13 protein-coding genes are annotated in these 20788 nt (G+C 70.4%); 7 read left to right on the top strand and 6 right to left on the bottom strand.

The features are described 5' to 3' along the window. Positions 1–236 precede the first annotated feature (236 nt). The gene (locus ACWDMM_RS28550; protein WP_449940386.1) at positions 237–5693 is read left to right on the top strand and encodes an ATP-binding protein; all 5457 of its coding nucleotides are present in this window, start codon (positions 237–239) and stop codon (positions 5691–5693) included. A gap of 71 nt (positions 5694–5764) precedes the next feature. Here ACWDMM_RS28550 and ACWDMM_RS28555 read toward each other — a convergent pair whose 3' ends face one another. The 4 genes from ACWDMM_RS28555 to ACWDMM_RS28570 form a co-directional block, all read right to left on the bottom strand. Beyond that, positions 5765–6631, bottom strand: a complete 867-nt coding sequence (locus ACWDMM_RS28555) for a universal stress protein (protein WP_195083293.1) — start codon at positions 6629–6631, stop codon at positions 5765–5767. Positions 6632–6871: 240 nt separating this feature from the next. After that, a complete protein-coding gene (locus tag ACWDMM_RS28560) occupies positions 6872–7753 on the bottom strand; it encodes a LysR substrate-binding domain-containing protein (RefSeq protein WP_195083292.1) in 882 nt (293 codons plus the stop codon). Positions 7754–7797: 44 nt separating this feature from the next. Beyond that, positions 7798–8844 (bottom strand): quercetin 2,3-dioxygenase, encoded by a 1047-nt coding sequence (locus tag ACWDMM_RS28565; protein ID WP_195083291.1) that lies wholly within the window; start codon positions 8842–8844, stop codon positions 7798–7800. Then, positions 8841–9758, bottom strand: a complete 918-nt coding sequence (locus tag ACWDMM_RS28570) for an alpha/beta hydrolase fold domain-containing protein (RefSeq protein WP_195083290.1) — start codon at positions 9756–9758, stop codon at positions 8841–8843. The genes ACWDMM_RS28565 and ACWDMM_RS28570 overlap by 4 nt, the downstream gene beginning before the upstream one ends. Positions 9759–9876: 118 nt before the next feature. Here ACWDMM_RS28570 and ACWDMM_RS28575 point away from each other — a divergent pair, with 118 nt between their 5' ends. The 5 genes from ACWDMM_RS28575 (at position 9877) to ACWDMM_RS28595 (ending at position 16797) form a co-directional block, all read left to right on the top strand. Beyond that, entirely contained in the window at positions 9877–10557 is a 681-nt protein-coding gene (locus ACWDMM_RS28575; RefSeq protein ID WP_195083289.1) for a FadR/GntR family transcriptional regulator, read from the top strand. A gap of 148 nt (positions 10558–10705) precedes the next feature. Next, the gene (locus ACWDMM_RS28580) at positions 10706–11983 is read left to right on the top strand and encodes an MFS transporter (RefSeq protein ID WP_195083288.1); all 1278 of its coding nucleotides are present in this window, start codon (positions 10706–10708) and stop codon (positions 11981–11983) included. Between the two features lie 90 nt (positions 11984–12073). Continuing rightward, entirely contained in the window at positions 12074–13714 is a 1641-nt protein-coding gene (locus ACWDMM_RS28585; RefSeq protein ID WP_195083287.1) for an FAD-dependent monooxygenase, read from the top strand. Positions 13715–13775: 61 nt separating this feature from the next. Further along, on the top strand, positions 13776–15290 hold the full coding sequence (locus ACWDMM_RS28590) for a carboxyl transferase domain-containing protein (RefSeq protein WP_449940393.1): 1515 nt from the start codon (positions 13776–13778) through the stop codon (positions 15288–15290). Between the two features lie 100 nt (positions 15291–15390). Beyond that, positions 15391–16797, top strand: coding sequence for an acyl-CoA synthetase (locus tag ACWDMM_RS28595; RefSeq protein ID WP_449940396.1), 1407 nt, complete (start codon positions 15391–15393; stop codon positions 16795–16797). Between the two features lie 6 nt (positions 16798–16803). Here ACWDMM_RS28595 and ACWDMM_RS28600 read toward each other — a convergent pair whose 3' ends face one another. Both ACWDMM_RS28600 and ACWDMM_RS28605 read right to left on the bottom strand, forming a co-directional pair. After that, a complete protein-coding gene (locus ACWDMM_RS28600) occupies positions 16804–17721 on the bottom strand; it encodes a helix-turn-helix domain-containing protein (protein ID WP_449940398.1) in 918 nt (305 codons plus the stop codon). Between the two features lie 9 nt (positions 17722–17730). Then, the gene (locus ACWDMM_RS28605) at positions 17731–18567 is read right to left on the bottom strand and encodes an alpha/beta fold hydrolase (RefSeq protein ID WP_195083284.1); all 837 of its coding nucleotides are present in this window, start codon (positions 18565–18567) and stop codon (positions 17731–17733) included. Positions 18568–18894: 327 nt separating this feature from the next. On the opposite strand from ACWDMM_RS28605, the gene ACWDMM_RS28610 reads away from it, so the two are divergent. Beyond that, positions 18895–20688, top strand: a complete 1794-nt coding sequence (locus tag ACWDMM_RS28610) for a thiamine pyrophosphate-requiring protein (RefSeq protein WP_357110978.1) — start codon at positions 18895–18897, stop codon at positions 20686–20688. The last annotated feature ends 100 nt before the right edge of the window (positions 20689–20788 follow it).

Genomic DNA, 20788 nt, shown 5'->3' on the forward strand with positions numbered 1-20788 from the left:
GGGCGGCCGTCGCAGGTATCGCCATCCCTGCGACCGACGGCTGCCGGATCACTCCACGCTTCCCCGGCAGTCGCAGCCGGCAGCCAGCTACCCGGCGCGTCCGCCCCCGGCCCGCGCGACGATACGGCCGAGTAACCGCCGGACAGGTGTCTTCGCACCGACCGGCTGTGCGAGAAAGGGTATTCACCCTTTGCCCGTCGACCGGGCCAAAACTTCGGAGAGGAAGGAACCGGCGAGTGTTCAGCCGCATCGCCATTGTGAACCGGGGAGAGGCCGCCATGCGCCTCATCCACGCGGTCCGAGACCTGGCCGCGGAAACGGCACGTTCGATCGAGACCATCGCTTTCTACACCGATGTCGATCGCAACGCGACGTTCGTGCGCGAGGCCGACATCACCTACGACCTGGGGCCCGCCTCCGCGCGACCGTATCTGGATCTCAAGGCGCTCGAACGCGCGCTGGTAACGACCCGCGCCGACGCCGCGTGGGTCGGGTGGGGTTTCGTCGCGGAGGACCCGGCGTTCGCCGAGTTGTGCGACCAGATCGGGGTCACCTTCATCGGTCCCGATGCCGAGGCGATGCGCAAGCTCGGCGACAAGATCGGCGCGAAGCTCATCGCCGAGGAGGTCGGTGTCCCGGTCGCGCCGTGGAGCCGCGGCCCGGTCGAGACCGTCGACGACGCGCTGGCCTCGGCCGCCGATATCGGCTATCCGCTCATGCTGAAGGCCACCGCGGGCGGCGGCGGACGCGGTATCCGCGTGGTCAACGACGAGGCCGAGCTGGTCGACGCCTACGAACGCACCCGGCAGGAGGCCGCCCGCGCGTTCGGCAGTGGCGTGGTGTTCCTCGAACGGCTCGTCACTGGCGCTCGCCATGTCGAGGTGCAGGTCATCGCGGATGGTCAGGGCACCGCTTGGGCGCTGGGCGTGCGCGACTGCTCGGTGCAGCGGCGCAACCAGAAGGTCATCGAGGAGTCGGCGTCGCCGGTGCTGCGTCCGGAGCAGGTGACCGAGCTGAAGGCCTCGGCCGAGCGTCTGGCGGTGGCGGTCGGTTACCGCGGCGCGGCGACCGTGGAATTCCTCTATCACCCCGGTGACGAGCTGTTCGCCTTCCTCGAGGTCAACACCCGTCTGCAGGTCGAGCACCCGATCACCGAGCTGACCACCGGTTTCGATCTGGTTCGCGCGCAGCTCGCGGTGGCCTCCGGTGAGCGTCTTGTTGGCGAGCCGCCCGCCGAGCGCGGGCACGCCATCGAAGCCCGGCTCAACGCCGAGGATCCCGACCGCGACTTCGCTCCCGCCCCGGGCCGGATCGCCCGCCTCGATCTGCCCGCTGGCCCCGGCGTCCGCGTGGACACCGGCGTCAGCGAAGGCGACACCATTCCCGCCGATTTCGATTCGATGATTGCCAAGATCATCGCCTACGGTCGCGACCGCTCCGAGGCGCTGGGCCGGTTGCGCCGCGCCGTCGCGCAGACGCGGGTGATCATCGAGGGCGGCGCCACGAACAAGAGTTTCGTCCTGGAACTGCTGGATCAGCCCGAGGTGATCGACGCGAGCGCCGACACCGGCTGGATCGACCGCGTGCGCGGGCAGGGCCGTCTCGTCTCGCATCGCAACTCCGCCGTCGCGCTCGCCGCCGCCGCCATCGACGCCTACGAGGAAGAGGAACGCGCCGAGCGAAACCGGCTGCTGTCCACCGCCGCGGGCGGACGTCCCTTGGTGCAGCACCACGCCGGCCGGCCGCTCGACCTCAAATTGCGGGGTGTCGGCTATCGCGTGCGGGTGGCCCGCACCGGCCCGCATCGGTTCCGCATCGGCATCGAGGCGGGCGACGACATCCGCACCGCCGATGTCGACCTCGTGCGCTACGACCGGCATTCCGGGCAGATCGTGGTCAACGGCACCGCCTTCCGGGTCACCGCGGGCACGCACGGACCGACCCATGTGGTGGACGTCGACGGTGTCACCCACCGGGTGAGCCGGGACGAGGGCGGCGTCGTCCGCTCACCCGCCCCCGCGCTGGTGGTCGCCACGCCGCTGCAGGTCGGCGACGAGGTCGAGGCCAACGCGCCGGTGCTGGTGCTGGAGAGCATGAAGATGGAGACGGTGCTGCGCGCGCCGTTCAAGGCCCGACTGAAGGAATGCGCCGTCTCGGTCGGCACCCAGGTGGAGACCGGCGCGCCCCTGCTGCGGCTGGAGCGATTGGTCGACGACGCGGTCGAGGAGGCCGCGGCGGTCGGTTCGGTCGAACTGGATCTGCCCGCCGGGGATGCCCAGGCTCGTCCGCACGAGCGGATCGCCCGGCGCTCGGAGGACTTGCGCGGCCTGCTGCTGGGCTTCGACGTCGATCCGCACGACGACCGCCGGGTGCTGACGGATTACCTCGATGCCCGTCGTGCCGCCGTCGCCGATGATCGCAGGCCGCTGGCGGAGGAACTCGAGCTCGTCGACGTGTTCACCGACCTGGCCGAGCTGAGTCACAACTTGCCCTCGGGCGAGGACGCCCAGGGGCATGTCCACAGTGCCCGCGAGTACTTCCACACCTACTTGCAGAGCCTCGACGTCGAACGGGCCGGACTGCCGGAGTCGTTCAAGCTCAAGCTCGCGCGGGCGCTCGGGCACTACGGGGTTTCCGATTTGGAGCGTTCCCCCGAACTCGAGGCCGCGGTCTTCCGGATCTTCCTGGCCCAGCAACGCACCGACACCGTCGCGGTCGTGACGGCGCTGCTGCGGGAGTGGCTGGGCGAGCCGATGCCGGATCGAGCCTTGCGCGAACCGGTCGGCCTGGCACTGGAACGACTGGTGGCCGCGACCCAGGTGCACTTCCCCGTCGTCGCCGATCTCGCTCGCGGTCTGGTGTTCGCCTGGTACGGCCAGCCGTTGCTGCGGCGTAACCGCGCTCGCGTCTACACCAACGTCCGCCGGTCGCTGCGGTATCTGGACACCCATCCGGACGCGCCCGATCGCGCCGAGCGCATCTCCGAGATGGTCCGCAGCACCGAGCCGCTTGTGCGTCTGCTGGGCCAGCGGCTGGTCCGCGGCAGCGACGACAACACCGCCATGCTGGAGGTGCTGACCCGCCGGTACTACGGCAACAAGGGGCTCACCGGCGTCCGCACCCACGACGTCGACGGCTGCCGCTACCTGATCGCCGACCGCGACGGGAGCAGCCTGGTGTCCGCCGCGGTGCGCTTCGACGCGCTCGGCGCCGCGGTGCGCGGGCTCGGCGAACTGACCGGTGACGCGGTGTCGATCGACGCCGACATCTACCTCAGCTGGGAGAAGCAGCCCGCGGACTTCGACGCCATGGCCGCGGAGCTGCACTCGGTGCTCAGCGCGCAGCCGCTGCCGAAGCAGGTGCACCGGATCACCGCGACGGTCGCCGGCAGCAACGGGGCGGTCATGCACCACCACTTCACCTTCCGTCCGTCGGCCACCGGCCCGACCGAGGAACGGCTGATCCGCGGTCTGCACCCGTACATCGCGCAGCGGATGCAGATGGAGCGGCTGCGCAAGTTCGACCTCACGCGCCTGCCGTCCTCCGACGACGAGGAGGTCTACCTGTTCCGGTGCGTCGCGAAGGACAATCCGGCCGACGACCGGCTCATCGCGTTCGCGCAGGTGCGGGATCTGACCGCGCTGCGTGAGCACGACGGACGGCTGCTCGCGCTGCCCACCGCGGAGAGCACCATCGCCACCTGCCTTGACTCCATCCGCCGGGCGCAGGCGCAGCGGCCGTCGGCGAAGCGGTTCAACACCAATCGCATCGTGATGTACGTGTGGCCGCCGCTGGATGTCACCCGCGCCGAGCTCGAGCGCATCGGCGGCCATGTGCTGCCGACGACCGCGGGCGCGGGACTCGAGGAGATCGTGCTCATCGCGCGGGAACGCGACGCGGACACCGGCGAGTTGGCGAAGGTGGCCATCCGGATCAGCTTCGATGCCGCGGGCGGCACCGTGGTGACCTTCGGCGAGCCGTCGGACGAACCGATCGAACCGCTCGACGCGTATCGGCAGAAGGTGCTGCGCGCCGCGGGCCGCAATGCCGTGTACCCCTACGAATTGACCGGTCTGCTCGGCAAGTTCACCGAATACGATCTGGACGCCGACCACACGCTGGTTCCGGTCGATCGGCCGAAGGGGCGCAACACCGCCGCGATCGTCGCGGGCGTCATCACCACGGCCACGCCGAAACACCCGGAGGGCGTCACGCGGGTGGTGCTGCTCGGCGACCCGACGAAATCCTTGGGCGCGCTGTCGGAACCGGAGTGCAGGCGGGTGATCGCCGCGCTGGACCTGGCCGAGCGCCTGGAGGTGCCGCTGGAGTGGTACGCGTTGTCGGCGGGCGCTCGCATCTCGATGGAATCGGGCACCGAGAACATGGACTGGGTGGCGGCCGCGCTCAAGCGGATCGTCGAATTCACCCAGGCGGGCGGCGAGATCAACATCGTGGTGGCCGGCATCAATGTCGGAGCGCAGCCGTACTGGAACGCCGAGGCGACCATGCTCATGCACACCAAGGGCATCCTGGTGATGACGCCGGATTCGGCCATGGTGCTCACCGGTAAGCAGGCGCTGGACTTCTCCGGCGGCGTGTCGGCCGAGGACAACTTCGGCATCGGCGGTTACGACCGGGTCATGGGTCCGAACGGGCAGGCGCAGTACTGGGCGCCGAACCTGGCCGCGGCGCGCGACATCCTGATGGCGCACTACGACCACACCTACATCGCCCAGGGGGAGCAGGCGCCGCGGCGGTCGCGGACCAGCGATCCCATCGATCGCGACATCTCCGATTTCCCGCATGTCCTGGCCGGCAGCGACTTCGCCACCGTCGGCGAGATCTTCTCGGCCACCGCGAATCCGGATCGGAAGAAGCCCTTCGACATCCGCACGGTGATGCGCGCGGTCGCCGACCAGGACCACCCCGTGCTGGAGCGCTGGGCGGGAATGGCCGACGCCGAGACCGCGGTGGTGCAGGACGCGCATCTGGGCGGGATCCCGGTGTGCTTGCTCGGCATCGAGTCGCGTGGCGTGCCGCGGCACGGTTTTCCGCCCACCGACGGCCCGGACACCTACACCGCGGGCACGCTGTTCCCGCGGTCGTCGAAGAAGGCCGCACGGGCGATCAACGCCGCGAGCGGCAACCGGCCACTGGTGGTGCTGGCGAACCTGTCGGGCTTCGACGGGTCGCCGGAGTCGATGCGCAAGCTGCAGTTGGAGTACGGCGCCGAGATCGGCCGGGCGATCGTGAATTTCGAGGGCCCGATCGTGTTCTGCGTGATCTCTCGCTATCACGGTGGCGCGTTCGTCGTCTTCTCGAAGGCGTTGAACCCGAACATGACCGTGCTGGCGCTGGAGGGCTCGTTCGCGTCGGTGCTCGGCGGTGCGCCCGCCGCGGCGGCGGTGTTCTCCGGTGATGTCGCCACCCGCACCGCGGCCGATCCGCGGGTGCAGGAGTTGGAGGCGCGGGTGGCCAACGCGTCCGGCACCGATCGCGCCGCGCTGATCGCGGAACTGGACGAACTGCGGTCGTCGGTGCGCGCGGAGAAGCTCGGTGAAGTGGCCGCGGAGTTCGACCGCATCCACAACATCCAGCGTGCCGTCGAAGTCGGCTCCGTCGACGCGGTGATCCGTGCCGCGGAGTTGCGGCCACGGGTCATCGAGGCCATCCAGGCGCGTCTGGGCGGCTGACGGCGGGCTGGCCACGTCCACGGCGGGCGGCGGCCGCATGGTCGGTTGTGTGCGATCGCGACACGATCCGATCAGCGGTCGCCGCCCCTGGTGACGATCACCGGCACCTGCGCCGCGTGTAGTACGGCCCGGCTCACCGAACCGAGCGGCATCGCCGGGAGTTCGTCGTGCCCGCGGCTGCCCACTACGATCGACCGCGCTTTCTCGCCCATCTCGAGCAGTCGCCTGGCGGGGCGGTCCTCGACCACGACGCGCCGCACGGTGACCTCCGGATACGCCTCGCTGTACCCGGTCAGGCTCCGGTCGAGCAATTCCTCGCCCTGCTCGCGTGATTCGGTGGGCGAGCCGTTGCCGCGCAGGCCGGATAAGGCATGCACCACAACGAGATCGGCGCCGCGGAGAACCGCCTCGTCGAAAGCCAGCGCGATGGCCGCTGCGCTGCTGGCGGAGGCGTCGACGCCGACGACGACAGGCCCGTCACCGTTCTCGGCGTCGTTGGGAACGACGGCGACGGGGCATCCCGCCTGCCGAGCCAGCGCGGTGCTCAGCGAGCCCCGCATCGCGCGGCTGAACGCGCCGAGTTCTTGGGAGCCGACGACGAGCAGCCGCGCGTGCTCGGATCGGCGGCGCAGAACGGGAACGGGGGCAGCGTTGGTCAGTTCGACGGTCACTTCGATCCGGTTGATCCGCGCGGATTCGGCGACGGCCGAGGCGTACGCGATCTCCAGCAGCTCCGGGCCGCCCCACCGATGCCTGCCGGGGGCCGATGGGATGCGCTCGACGCCGGAACCGCAGTCGCCGAGGCCGCCGGTCAGATAGACCAAGTGCAGCGGCGCGCCGCGGTGGGCGGCGTCGACGGCGGCCCAGCGCACGGCGGCGAGCGCGACGCCGGAGCCGTCGACGCCCGCCAGGATCGGAGCCTTGCTCGAGGTGGACATGGGGTGCTCCTCCGGTTCGCGTGCAGGGGCCGTCGTCGGGCGAGCCGAGGTCGTCGCGGCGTACCTGGACGAGTGTCTATCTCCTTACCGAGGCGGCAGTAGAGCAACCGGTAGCCAGGGGCGAGGGACCAAGGTCCCGCTCCTGCGCGGGGCGCGGCCGCCGCACGCGGCGCGGCGACCGCTATGGCGAAGTCGTGCGCGGGTCCGGCGAGGAGGTCCTCGCGTCGAGCCGGGCGTGCGTCAGGACCGGTCGGGCATCAGGGAACGGGCCTCGGTCGCCGTACGGATCAGACCCTGGAGCCCCGGGCTGTGGGCTTCGCGCCGTAAGCACAGATACGTGGTGCGTGGCGGCACCCCCTCGAGCGGGATGAAGCGAATACCTTTGCGGGCGTAGGTGTCCGGTGCGAACGAACCGGCGATGTTGATGCCCATGCCCGCGCCGCACAGATCGAGAGCTTCGTCGAGTGTCGATGCGGCCGGAAGTGTCTTCGGTGGGGCGCCGCCCGGGCTGATCCCGGCCAGCCAGCGCTCGGACGTGGCGGGATCCTCGGTGGTCACGAACGTCTCGCCGAGCAGGTCGTCGACATGCAGCAGTTCGCGCGAGGCCAGCCGGTGATCGTCGGGCAGCACGACGATCGCGTCTTCGCGCCACAGCGCGATCGCCTGCACCGAGGCGGGCGGCGCGGCTGTCTCGGCGACGAAGACGCAATCGACCGTCGCGCCGATGAGGGCGGAATACGCCTGGGCGAACGGCAGTCGGCGCACTCGCCACTCGACTTCCGGCATGGTCGTTGTCAGCATGGCGAGCAGGGCGCGGAACCGCGGGCTGGACACCGGACATCCGAGCCGGATCGTCGTCGGCCCCGTGGTGGCCCAGTGCTCCAGCTCATCCGCGGCCTCGACCAGGCGTGTGGCCAGCGGCCGCAGCGCGGCGCCAGATTCGGTGAGTTCGACATGCCGGGAGGTGCGGCGGAACAGCCGACGCCCCAGCCGCCGCTCGATCGTGGTGATCTGCTCGCTCAGCGACGAGGGGCTCATATGCAGACGGCGCGCGGCCCGGGTGTAGTTCAGATCCTCCGCGACCGCCAGAAAGCTCCTGGCCTGGGGCACCGTGATACTCATGCTCGGGCCAGTCTACTGTGGCGCCGGATCGCCGCGGCTTCGGCTCACAAGCTCGGGGCGAGGGTGCGCTTCGGCGGTGGGCCGACCAGGACGAGATCGAGTTCGTCCGCGACCGCCTGCAGTTTCCCCGCCAGCACGGAAGGATCGATGAGGCCCTCGGTGTAGACGTGGTCCTCGGTGGGTTCACCGGTCCTGTCGAAGAACGGCTCGAAGACATCGGAGGTCAGGATGCCGAGCATCGAGGTGTTGTGCGCGCCGAACGCGAAGCTGTGCACCGTGCCGGCCGGAGCGTGCAGGTAGTCGCCCGGCGTGAGCAGCACCTCCCGGCCGTTGACCCACATCCACACGCGGCCCGCCGTGCAGAAGAAGTTCTCGGTGTGCAGCCGGTGGAAGTGCCGGGGGATGTAGGGCTGCCGGCCGCCCGTCGTGGCGACGGCCAAGTAGCGCCCGCCGGTGTTGCGTCCGCGCGCGGTCACCGTGTTCAGCGCGTCCGGCCAGCCGAGCCGGTCGCCGGTGGCCGCTCGCAGGAAATAGCTCTGCTGGTCGGCGGGGATTCGGTCGTCCGGGCCCGCGCCGAGTTCGGCGTGGTCGATACCGTCGACCACGGTGCCGATCGGTGTTCCGGCGTCGGCGCCGAGCGCGGAGGCCGAGTAGATGTGCCGGGTCACCGGGCGGTGCCTCAGAAGCGCGTCGAGCGCGCCGCCCGGAGCGGACCAGAACAGCATGCTCGACTGGTGTGCTTCCAACCGGTACGCGAAGGCGACACCCGGTGCGACGTGCACCGAATCACCGGTGGTGAGCAGGCGGCTTTCGCCGGGCAGCCAGACGCGCACCGCTCCGGCCGTCACGTGATAGGTCCGCTGATTCTCGGTGAGCACGTGAAACGGCGCCGACGCGCCGCGTGGCCCGCAGATGGTCGCTGCGTCGAAGAGTCCTCCGCTGTCGGATGAGCGCGCCAGCACCGTCCACAACTGCCCGTACGCCTCGAAGCGCAGGCCCTCTGCACTGGCGAGGTAGTACGGAACGGGCTCGCCGGGGAGGGTGTCGGCGAGCGGCAACCGGTGGATGTGGTCCAGGTCGGCGGTCGTCATGCGGGTTCTCCTGTCAGGGTCACGGCGAAGAAGTCGGCGATGGTGTCCAAGCCGAAGGTGGTGGTCTGCGTGGTGCCGCCGGTGAGGTGGGCGGCGGCCGCGGTCCGCTCGCGGGCCAGGCGGCCGTCGTCCATGCCGGCCGGGACGTCGGGCCGGTCCGGTGGGTTGAGGAAACCGTGCCGATACCCGTCGACGAGGTACAACTGCGAGCGGGCGCCGAGCGCCGCGTGCAACCTGCGGCTGTGCTCGTCGGGGACGAGCCGGTCCGCTGTGCCGTGCGCGATCTGGAACGTCGGCAGTGCGGCGCCCGCGGGCAGGTCGGACAGCACCGACAGCGGGCTTGCGGCCCGCGCCCGGTCCGGGAGATCCGCGGGGTCGCCGCCGATCAGACGCCACTCCGGCGGCCACCGATCGGACCATTGCGCGCCGTCCGGGACCACGCCGGGGACCAGGGTGGCCGGTCCGTAGGCGTCGGCCACCGCGAGTACGGAGCTGTCGCCCGTGTTCTCCTCTCCCGGCAGAGCGTCGATGCCGCCGGTCAGTCCGGCCAGCACGGCGAGATGCCCGCCGGCCGACGCGCCCCACACGCCGATGCGGCGTGGGTCGACAGACAGGTCGGCGGCGCCGGTGCGCAGGAACCGGATCGCGTCCCGGACGTCGTGCAACTGCGCAGGGAACAGCGCGGTGCCGCTGAGCCGGTATTCGATGGACGCGACCGCGATCCCGCGTCGCAGCAACGGCCGCGGGTCCGGCAGCAACGTCCGGTCTCCGGTGAACCAGCCGCCTCCGTGCACCCACACCACCACCGGGTGCGGGAGCCGGGAAGCGCCGTGCCGCGGCCGGTAGAGGTCGAGCAGGAGCGGGCCCTCCGGCCGGGTGGCGAAGACCAGGGTGCGTGCGGGGTCGGTCGGCATTCGCTCAGTATCGGAACGGCTCGGGCCGCAGACCAGCGGGAACTTCCGAAGGATCGTTCGGGCGTCCCGAACGAGCGATGGTATCGCCACCTTTCGGATCCCCCTTTAGACTGACGCGGTGACGATCCAGGGCGCACCCACGCGGGCCGAGTCCTTGGTGTCGTTCATTCAGAACCGCATCGCGGCAGGGGAGTTGAAGCCGGGCGACAAGCTGGGCACTCGGCAGCAACTGCAGCAGGAGTCGGGGCTGGCACGGGGGACGGTCATCGAAGCGGTTCGGCTGTTGCAGGACCGTGGGGTCATCACCGTCCGGCCCGGGCCGGGCGGCGGCTTGTTCGTCGCCGAGCCGTCTTCGATCGTCCGGCTCGGCCGGACCCTGCTGACCGTGGACGACGATCCTGCCGGGGTGGCGGATGCGATCGCGGTGCGCGAGGAACTCGAGCCGCTGGTCGCGGAGTTGGCGGCGCGCCACCGCACCAGCGCGGACCTCGCCGAGCTCGGTCGCCTGCTGGCCGTGGCGCGCGATGCGGCGGGGGATCCGGAAGGGTTCATCCGGGGCGTGTGGAATTTGCACCGGCGGATCGTGGCGATCGTCCCGAACCAGGTGCTGCGCGCTACCTACCTCGGGCTGGAGGAGTACATCGAGCATCACGCCACGCGCGCGAGCCGATCTCGGGAAGCCGACAATGCCGAGTACTTCGCCCAGCGGATCGCCGTCCACGAGGAGCTGATCCGCGCGATCGAATCGGGCGACCCGGCCCGTGCCCGCGCGGCCGCCGTAGCGCACGCGCAGCATTGATTTTCCGCTGAGCGGACCGGAAGCTCCGCCTGCGCATCGATTACGGCCCAGGTATTGACAGCGGCCCATGGCCTGTGGCTACCATCACAACCACCCAAATGGTTATAACCATTATGGTGTTTTCTGACACTCCTTCTCAGGGGCTCGCATGAACTTCTCCACCACCTCGGCCAGCGTCGACCGGGGCAGAATACTCGTCCCGATCCTGTGTTGGGCCGCCCTCCTCAGCGACGGATACGACCTGTTCGTCTACGGCGCGACCTTGCCCGTCCTGATCGGGCACGACCCATGGCAGGTCACCGCGGGCGCCGCGGGATTCGTCGGCAGTGTGGCCCTGATCGGAGTTCTCCTCGGATCTCTCACCGCGGGGACCCTCACCGACATCCTCGGCCGTCGTCGCTTGTTTCTGGCCTGCTTGGCCCTGTTCGCCACGGCGACTCTGGTCACGGCGCTGGCCCCGTCGTTCCTGGTGTTCGCCGCGACCCGATTGGTCGCGGGTCTCGGTATCGGCGGTCTGATGCCCACCGCGATCGCGATGGCCGCCGAATTCGCCGCGCCGCGCTATCGCTCCCGCGTGCTCGGCATGGTGCTCACCGGACCCGCGTTCGGTGGCGTGCTGGCTTCCACGGCGGCGCTGGCGCTGCTCGAAGACGCCGGTTTCCGGCCGGTGTACGCCCTCGGCGCGCTCCCGCTGGTCACCTTGCTGCCGGTCGCCTATTTCCTGCTTCCCGAGTCGCATGCCTTCGCGTCTCCGGAACGCGGCGCGGAAACCAAACGTCCTGGCGGACTGGCGAATTCCCCCGCAGCGCGACTGTTCGACGGTGGCATGGCGCGGGCGACGGCCGGTATCTGGTTCGTCGCGACGTGCAGCATGCTGACGATGTTCGGGGTCACCACCTGGCTGCCGCAGATCATGCGCAAAGCCGGTTACCCGATCGGGTCGTCGGTCACCTTCCTGCTCGTCTACAGCGCGGGCGCTATCATCGGGACGCTGCTGGCCGCGGCGCTGGCCGAGCGGTTCGGCCCCAAACCCCTGGTGCTCACCGGTTTCACCATGGCTGCCGTGGCGCTGGCGCTGCTGGGCACCCACCCGCCGAAACTCGCCCTGATGCTGCTGGTCGCGGTCGCAGGCTTCGGTGGCCTCGGCACCCAGAACATGCTCAACGATCACATCGCGAGCTTCTATCCGCCCTCGCTGCGGGCGACCGGGCTCGGCTGGGCGCTCGGCATCGGGCGCGTGGGCGCGATCGCAGGCCCCACCTACGGCGCCGCCTTCGTGGCCGGCGCAGCCGCGGTCGCCGTCAGTTCGATGGCGTTCGCCGTGCCTGCGCTCGCCGGTGGGCTGCTGATGGCCGCGCTCCCGCGGCGACCGCGCGCGGCCACCGCCATGGACTACGACGCCGCTTCTGTGCCGGCGACACACTGAAAGGAAAGGTGACCGGATGAAGATCGTCGGCTGTCGCGGAACCGAGCGGGGCCCGGTGCCGATCGTCGCGGCGAGCGGGAGGAAGGGCGCATGAGCGACATCGCCTCGCCACCCGGCGTGGTGCCCGTCCTGATCGTCGGCGGGGGACCGTCCGGGCTGGCCGCCGCGTTGGAACTGGCTCAGCACCGCGTTCGCAGCGTCGTGGTGGAACCGCGGGTGGAGATCGATACCCGCCGCCCGCGCGCGAAGACGACCAACGCCAGGACGATGACGCATCTGCGGCGATGGGGACTCGCGGACGCGGTCCGCGCGGCCGCACCGCTTCCGGTCGAGTGGGCACAGGACATCGTGTTCTGCTCCACCTTGCTCGGATACGAGATCACCCGGTTCGAAAACGGCTTCCAGCTCGATGTCGCCGAACCGGAGCTGGCTCCCGAACGCGGTCAGCAAGCGCCGCAACCGGTGGTGGAACTCGTCCTGCGCGAGGCTGTGGAAGGCAACGAGTACATCGAGCTGTGTCTGGGCGGCCGCGTCACCGAGGTCACCGAACTCCCGAACGGCAATGTCCGAGCGCGCATCGAGGACGACACCGCGTCGCCCCGCTCGATCGAGGCCGAATACCTGCTCGGCTGTGACGGCGGGGGCAGCATCGTCCGGGAAAGCATCGGCGCGCGATTTCAAGGCACCTCGGGTGAGCGGCCGAATCTCAGCATCCTGTTCCGCGCCCCCGGTCTGGCCGAACGCGTCCGATTCGACAACGCCATTCACTACTGGGTGATGGCGCCCGGCGCGGCGGGCATCGTCGGGCGGCTCGACCAGGGCGACACCTGGTGGGCCATCGTGCAGGGGATCGACGTGCGAGTGGACTCGGTGGACCCGGAGGCGTTGCTGCACAGCCTGATCGGTGACACCCATCCGGTGGAGGTGATCGCCACCGATCCGTGGGTGGCGCGGCAATTGCTGTCCGACAGCTATCGCAGGAACCGAATGTTCCTGGTCGGCGATGCGGCCCATCTCAACCCGCCGTGGGGTGGCCACGGCTACAACACCTGTATCGGTGACGCCGTCAACATCGCGTGGAAGATCGCCGCCGTCCTGCACGGGTGGGGTGGGCCCGCGCTGCTGGCGAGCTACGAGGCGGAACGACGTCCGGTGGCCGCACGCACCATCGCCGATGCCGGTTCGCAGGAAACCGCACTCGCGCACCACTTTTCGGCGACGGAGATCAATGAGGCCGGGCCGGCGGGCGACACGGCGCGCACCCGCACCGCGGCGGCGCTCGCGGTGAAGAAGAGCGAATTCCACTCGCTGGGGCTGGTACTGGGCTACACCTACGTGGGCTCCCCGGTGATCACGCCGGACGGGTCGACGCCACCCGTGGAGGATCCGATCGAATACCACCCCTCCGCTTGTCCCGGCGCGCTGCTTCCGCACGTGTGGCTGCACGACGGCCGGTCGCTCTACGACGCGCTCGGCCCGGAGTACACCCTCGTCACGATCGAGGGCGACGGGCAGCACCTCGATGTCGGACGCATCGAGGCAAGGGCCGCCGAGCTGGGTGTCCCGCTGACCGTGCTGCGCTTGGCCGACGGTGATATCGCCGCGAAGGCGGGCCTGTCGGAACTCCTCGGCGCCCGGCTGGTCCTGGTACGGCCGGATCAGCACGTCGCCTGGCGTGCCGACGATCCGGACGGCGGGGAGAGGGCGCTCGATGTCGCCGTCGGGCGATGAGATCCGCAGAAGTCCGGCCTCCGTATCGAACCCGGCCCACCCGGTGCGAGGAACAACATCCATGACTCGTTCAGCAGGGACGAGACGGTCGGCGGCGCAATTGCTGACGGACACGCTCGATCCACGCAGCTTCCTGCCCTGGCACGACCGGCTCGTCGACGTACACCCGAACGCCTCCTACGCGCGGCAACTGGCCGCGGCGCGTGAACGCACCGGACTCGACGAAGCGGTCGTCGTCGGGGAAGGACGCGTCGGTGGCCGCCGGATCGCCGTGCTGGCGGGCGAATTCGGCTTCCTGGGCGGTTCGGTCGGCGTCGCCGCCGCGCAACGGCTGCTCACCGCGGTCGAACGCGCGACGCGCGAAAGCCTGCCGCTGGTGGCGTTGCCGTGTTCGGGCGGCACCCGGATGCAGGAGGGGGCGGTGGCGTTCGCGCAGATGATCAAGATCGCCGCCGCGGTCTCCGACCACAAGCGAGCCGGGCTGCCCTACCTGGTGTACCTGCGGCATCCGACCACGGGCGGCGTGTTCGCCTCGTGGGCGTCGATGGGGCACATCACCGCCGCCGAACCGGACGCCCTGGTCGGGTTTCTCGGACCCCGCGTCGTCGAGGCCCTCGGTTCTCCCATGCCCGACGGTGTGCAGTCCACCGGCAACCTGCTGCGGCACGGCATCATCGATGCCGTCGTGCCGCCGGAGGAACTGGGTTCGTGGCTGCGCCGATGCCTCGGCATACTCGAGCCGGCCGGGCGGAGGGCCCTCGGCGAGGCAACGAGCGCGCAGTTGCGCGCGCACGACGGGTATCGGCTTCCCTCCGACGCCTGGGAATCGGTGCTGGCGTCGCGCAGGCCCGGACGGGTCGGGGCGTGGGACGTGCTCACCGCCATCGCGCCCCGCCACCTATCGCTCAACGGCAGCGGTGAGGGGGAGGTCGCCCCGGGGATACTGGCCGCGGTCGCACGCATCGCCGACATCCCCTGTGTGTTCCTCGGGCACGGCACACGCGCGCGGCAGGGCGGCGCCGCGCCGGGACCGAACGGCGCCGCGCTGCGTGTGGCGCGCCGGGCGATCCGGCTCGCGGCCGAGCTGGCCCTGCCGTTGGTCACCGTGATCGACACCGCGGGAGCGGAATTGAGCGTCGCGGCGGAGCAGGAAGGGATCGCCGGTCAGATCGCTCGATGCCTGGCGGAACTGGTCACGCTCGACAGCCCGACCGTGTCGGTGCTGCTCGGGCAGGGCGCGGGCGGCGCGGCCCTGGCCTGGTTGCCCGCCGATCGGGTCATCGCCACCCAGCACGCCTGGCTGGGCCCGCTCCCGCCCGAGGGGGCGAGCGCGGTGGTCCACCACGATGTCGAACACGCCCCCCAGCTGGCCCGCGAGCAGGGGATGGACGTTGCCTCGCTGTGCCGCCACGGAATCGTCGATCAGGTCATCGGCGAGGACGGTGACGGCCCCGCGCTGTGCCGTCGGCTCGAGGCCGCCGTCGGCGGGGCGCTACGCGCACTCGTGGTCATGGATCCGGCCGACCGTTACCACCGGCGTCGCCTGCGATACCGCGGCCTGGGAGTGCCCGCATGACGTTGTCCCGGCGGCGCCGGACAGCCGCACGCTGTCGAGCGGGGACCGCGACCCCGGCTCCCGAGTGAAATCCATCCAACCGATCTGTGAGGAAACAACGATGCCAGAACCACTGCTGAGGTCCCTGCTGCTCGCGTCGGAGGACGCGTCGGCTCCGGTGGTCACCGTGGCGGACCGCTCGATCTCGCGAGAGGATCTGCTGGCCGCGGCCGCCGCGGTCGCCGACGAGATCGCGGGCGCGGCGGCGGTGGCCATCGACGCCCGCGCCGAGCTGGAGACCGTGATCGCCGCGGTCGGCTGCCTGCTCGCCGGCGTGGCCGCGGTGCCGGTCCCGTCCGATTCCGGGGCCGTGGAGCGCCGCCACATCCTCACCGATTCCGCGGCCGAGTTCTGGATCGGCGAGCCCCGCGAAGACGTCGCGTTGCCCACGATCACACCCGATCCGGCGGCGCGTTCGTCGACCGGTTACCCGGAACCGGCCCCCGAGACCCCGGCGCTGATCATCTACACCTCCGGCACCACGGGCGCGCCCAAAGGCGTTGTGCTCTCCCGCCGGGCGATCGCGGCCGACCTGGACGGCATCGCGCGAGCCTGGCAGTGGAGCGCCGACGACGTCGTGGTGCACGGCCTTCCGCTGTTCCACATCCACGGTCTCATCGTGGGCGTACTCGGTGCGCTGCGGATCGGGTCGCGGCTGATCCACACCGGCCGCCCCACGCCGCAGCGTTACGCCGCCGCAGGCGGGACGCTGTACTTCGGTGTGCCGACCGTATGGTCGCGTCTGTGCACCGACACGACGTCGGCCGCGGCGCTGTCCCGCGCGCGCCTGCTCGTCTCCGGCAGCGCCCCGCTGCCGGTGCCGGTGTTCCAGCAGCTGAAGCAGCTGACCGGATCCGCCCCGATCGAGCGCTACGGCATGACCGAGACCCTCATCACGGTGAGCACTCGTTTCGACGGTGAACGGCGGCCGGGCTGGGTCGGCGTGCCCGTCGACGGCGTGCGAACCCGGCTGCGCTCCGAAACCGGGGAGCTGGTCGCGCACGACGGGGAAACGCTGGGCCAGTTGGAGATCCACAGTCCCACCCTGTTCGACGGATACCTGAACAATCCGGCCAAGACCGCGGAGGTGACAACCCCGGACGGCTGGTTCCGCACCGGCGACATCGCGGTCGTCGACTCCGACGGTTTCCACCGCATCGTGGGCCGGGAATCGGTGGACATGATCAAATCCGGTGGCTACCGCATCGGCGCGGGGGAGGTGGAGCAGGCCTTGCTGGCGCATCCCGATGTCGCGGAGGCAGCCGTGGTCGGAGTGCCCGACGCCGATCTCGGTCAGCGGATCGTCGCCTATGTCGTCGGCGCCGCCCACGGCGAGGATGCGCTCATCGATTTCGTCGCGGGCTCGCTGTCGGTCCACAAGCGGCCGCGCGAGGTTCGCGTCGTCGACGCGCTGCCGCGCAACGCGATGGGCAAGGTGCAGAAGAAGGTTCTGCTCGAAGGGTACTGAGACGGGTTACCGGCTCGGCCACCGTTTCGGCGGCCGAGCCGTGGACGTGCGGGTACCGCGGATCGTCGGCGGTGGCGTCAGGCTCGCGGTGTGGGCAGGCCACGCTACGTCGTCGATCGCCAGCCAGGGCGCGGTGGCCACCGCGGCCGGCGTGACTCCGGCGATCGCCCTGACCTCGCGGTGCAGGTGGGACTGGTCGACGTAGCCGCTGTGGACGGCAGCGCTCACGGCGGTGTGACCCGCCGCGAGCAGGTGGGCGGCGTGGTCGAAGCGCACCAGCTGCGCGGCGCGTTTGGGCGTGAGTCCGAGCTGGGATCGGAACCGGGACCACAGGCGCTGCCGGCTCCAGCCGACCTCGTCCGCCATGCGGTCGACCCGTACCCGCCCCCGGCCGGTGACCGTGCGCCGCCAGATGTGGGCGACTTCCGGATCGACCGATGGACGGTCGCGCAGCCGTCGGCCGAGCGCATCGGCCGCGATAGTGAACCGCTCGTCCCAGGAGGTGGCGGCGCGCAGCCGCTCCTCGATCCGCCAGGCGCCGCGGCCCCAGACCTCGTCCAGGGATGCCACGGTCCCGGTGAGATCGACCGGCGCTCCGAGCGCCGCGGCCGCGGCAGGCGGCGACAAGCGGATCTGAAGGCACTCGCCGCTCGATCCGCCGGTCCGAAGCGGGCCGGGCAGGAGTCCGGCGACGAAGCTGCCGCGCCGGCGCCGCCCGCGGTCGTCGTAGACGATCCCGCCCGCTTCGCTCAGGTCGACGATCAGGGTGACGGACGGGTGCGCGATCATGGCGATGTCCACGGGCGTGGACAGCCGTTGGCGGAACCCGGCCATGCTGATGCCCGGCAGCCGATCGGGCGGACGCGGTACCGCGACATCCACCTCCGCCCAAGTCCAGTCGTATGACGACCTGACCGACAGCACCTGACCAGCCTATGCCGTGGGGGTTATCGACGGGGTGTCCGCCGCGGTCGCCGTGAAGCCCAGCAGCAGTTCGCTCGTCGTCTCGGGCGCTTCGAGCATGGGTAGATGACCGACGCCGGGCAGCATCTCGACCCGAGCGCCCGCCACCGCCTCGTACCGATGCGCGCACGACGGCTCATAGCGAGGATCGGCGGCGCCGAAGATCACCAGAACGGGGACGTCGAGAGCCGCCAGGCGTTCGGGCACGTTCCGCTCCGCGACGTAAGCGCCGTTGCGGCGCAACACTTCACGGAACGCGGAGTAAGGCATGTTCTTCAGGTCGGCGATCATCTCGTCCGGAATGTCCACCGGGCGAGCGGTCGTGGCGCTGATCGCCTTGCGGACCAGCCCGACCGACCGCCTCCGCCACAGCAGCGGTCCGAAGGGCGGGGCGAGCAAGGCGCGGACGATCAACGGCTGCGGAAGCAGCGCGTCCAGAGCGGGGGCGGTGCTGAGCAGCGCGATGGACCCCACCAGATCGGGGCGCTGTTCGGCGAGCGCGGTGGCGACGAAGCCACCGCTGGAGTGTCCGGCCACCGGGACCCGCCGCAGCCCGAGGTCGTCGAGGAGCGCGGCCAAGCGACCGGCCTGGTCGGGCACGTCGTAGGACGACGCGGGCGGGGACTGGCCGCACCCGGGAAGGTCGATCCGGATGACGTGATGGTGGGCGGCGAGTGCCCCGGCCACCGGGCCCCACGAGGCACCGGAGGCGCCCGATCCGTGCACGAGCAACAGCGGCGCCGCCTGCCGCGGGCCGTCGTGGACCACGTGCATTCCGTGCGACTGCTCGACGTCGTAATCACCCATGAGCGAGACGATACGACGACCGCCTGTGGCCGGTCTTGGACAAATGTCAGCGCCACGCCCACTGTGGCGGCGGACGCTCGGCCCGCGACCCGCGATGGTGGACCGGCGCGTTGTTCACCCCGAGCGGGCAGGCCGACCGGTGCGCCGCCGCCGATGGGCTGACGCAGGCGCCGCGCGACGCGGGCCACGCCCAGGCAGGCGAGCGTCGGAACAGGAGAGAACACAGCGCGAATACCCTCCCGAGGACCGCGTATGCCGGGTTGAGGCCTGTTCGCCGGGGTAATCGGCCCGCGGAGACGACACCTCGAAGGCGGACAGGAGAACGACATGGCTGACCAGGTCGCCGACTATGTCTTGCGACGGCTGCGTGACTGGGGCGTGCGGCAGGTGTTCGGCTATCCGGGCGACGGCATCAACGGCTTGATCGCGGCGTTCGGGCGGGCCGGCAACGAACCGGCCTTCATCCAGGCCCGCCACGAGGAGATGGCCGCTTTCCAGGCGGTGGGCTATGCGAAGTTCAGCGGCGAGGTCGGCGTCTGCACCGCTACGTCGGGTCCCGGTGCGATCCATCTGCTCAACGGCCTCTACGACGCCAAGCTCGATCACGTGCCGGTCGTAGCGATCGTCGGGCAGACCGCGCGCAGCGCGATGGGCGGCAGCTATCAGCAGGAAGTCGATCTGCAGAGCCTGTTCAAGGATGTCGCTTCGGACTATCTGGTCGAGGTCAACGTTCCCGATCAATTGCCCAACGCGCTGGACCGCGCGTTTCGTATCGCGGCGACCCGTCGCGCCCCCACGGCGCTGATCATCCCCTCCGATCTGCAGGAGGAGCGCTATCAGCCGCCCGAGCACGCGTTCAAACAGATCCCCTCCAGCCCGCCGGCGGCACTGCACGCCACGGTCACCGCCGACCGCGCCGGCATCGAACGGGCCGCCGAGATCATCGACGCGGGGTCGCGGGTGGCGATCCTCGTCGGGCAAGGCGCTCGTGACGCCGCCGACCAGGTGATGGAGCTGGCCGAGATCACCGGAGCCGGGGTGGCGAAGGCTCTCCTGGGCAAGGATGTGCTGTCCGACGAGCTGCCGTACGTCACCGGATCGATCGGGCTGCTCGGCACCAGGCCCAGCTATGAATTGATGCGCGACTGCGACACCCTGGTGATCATCGGATCGAATTTCCCGTATTCGCAGTTCCTTCCGGAATTCGGTCAGGCGCGTGCGGTGCAGATCGACATCGACGGCGCGATGATCGGCATGCGATACCCCACCGAGGTCAACCTCGTCGGCGACGCGAAGAGCACGCTCACCGAACTGCTTCCGCTGCTGCGCCACAAGTCCGATCGCAGCTGGCGGGAGACGATCGAATCCAACGTGACCCGCTGGTGGGACACGATCGAACGCCAGTCGATGCTGGACGCGAAGCCGGTCAACCCCATGCGGGTGGTGTGGGAGCTGTCGCGGTGCATCCCCGAGGACGCCATCGTCACCGCGGACTCCGGGTCGTCCACCAACTGGTACGCGCGCTGTCTGCGGTTCCGCGGACGGATGCGGGGCTCGCTGTCGGGGACGCTGGCCACCATGGGGCCAGGTGTGCCGTACGCGATCGGCGCGAAGTTCGCCCACCCGGACCGGCCGGTGGTCGCGCTCGTCGGCGACGGCGCGATGCAGATGAACGGCGCGGGCGAGTTGCTGACCATCAGGCGTTATCGCGAGCAGTGGCGCGATCCGCGGCTGGTGGTGTGCGTGTTCCACAACAACGACCTGAACCAGGTGACGTGGGAGCTGCGTTCGATGGGCGGCGCGCCGAAATTCGAGGAATCGCAGTCGCTGCCGGAGGTGTCCTACGCCGAGCTCGCCCGCACCTACGGTCTCGGCGCCATCGCCGTCGACGATCCCGGCGACCTCGCGGCCGCCTGGGAAGCGGCGCTGTCGGCCGAGCGGCCGACGGTGCTCGACGTGCGCTGCGATCCGGAAGTGCCGCCGATCCCGCCGCACGCCACCTGGGAGCAGATGAAATCCACCGCGGAAGCGGTTCTTCGCGGCGACCCGGACGCCTGGCATCTCGTGGCGCAAGGAGCGAAAACCAAAGTCCAAGAATTCGTGCCAGGCCGCCGCGGGTGAACGTCTCGATCCCCCGTCGCGGGCGGCGGCCACCACGGCAGTCCCGGCGGAGGAGGTTCGCCTCCGGCGTCGGAGGGTGGTTCCGAGCCCCCGGCAGGAG

The organism is Nocardia sp. NPDC003726 (assembly GCF_053586955.1).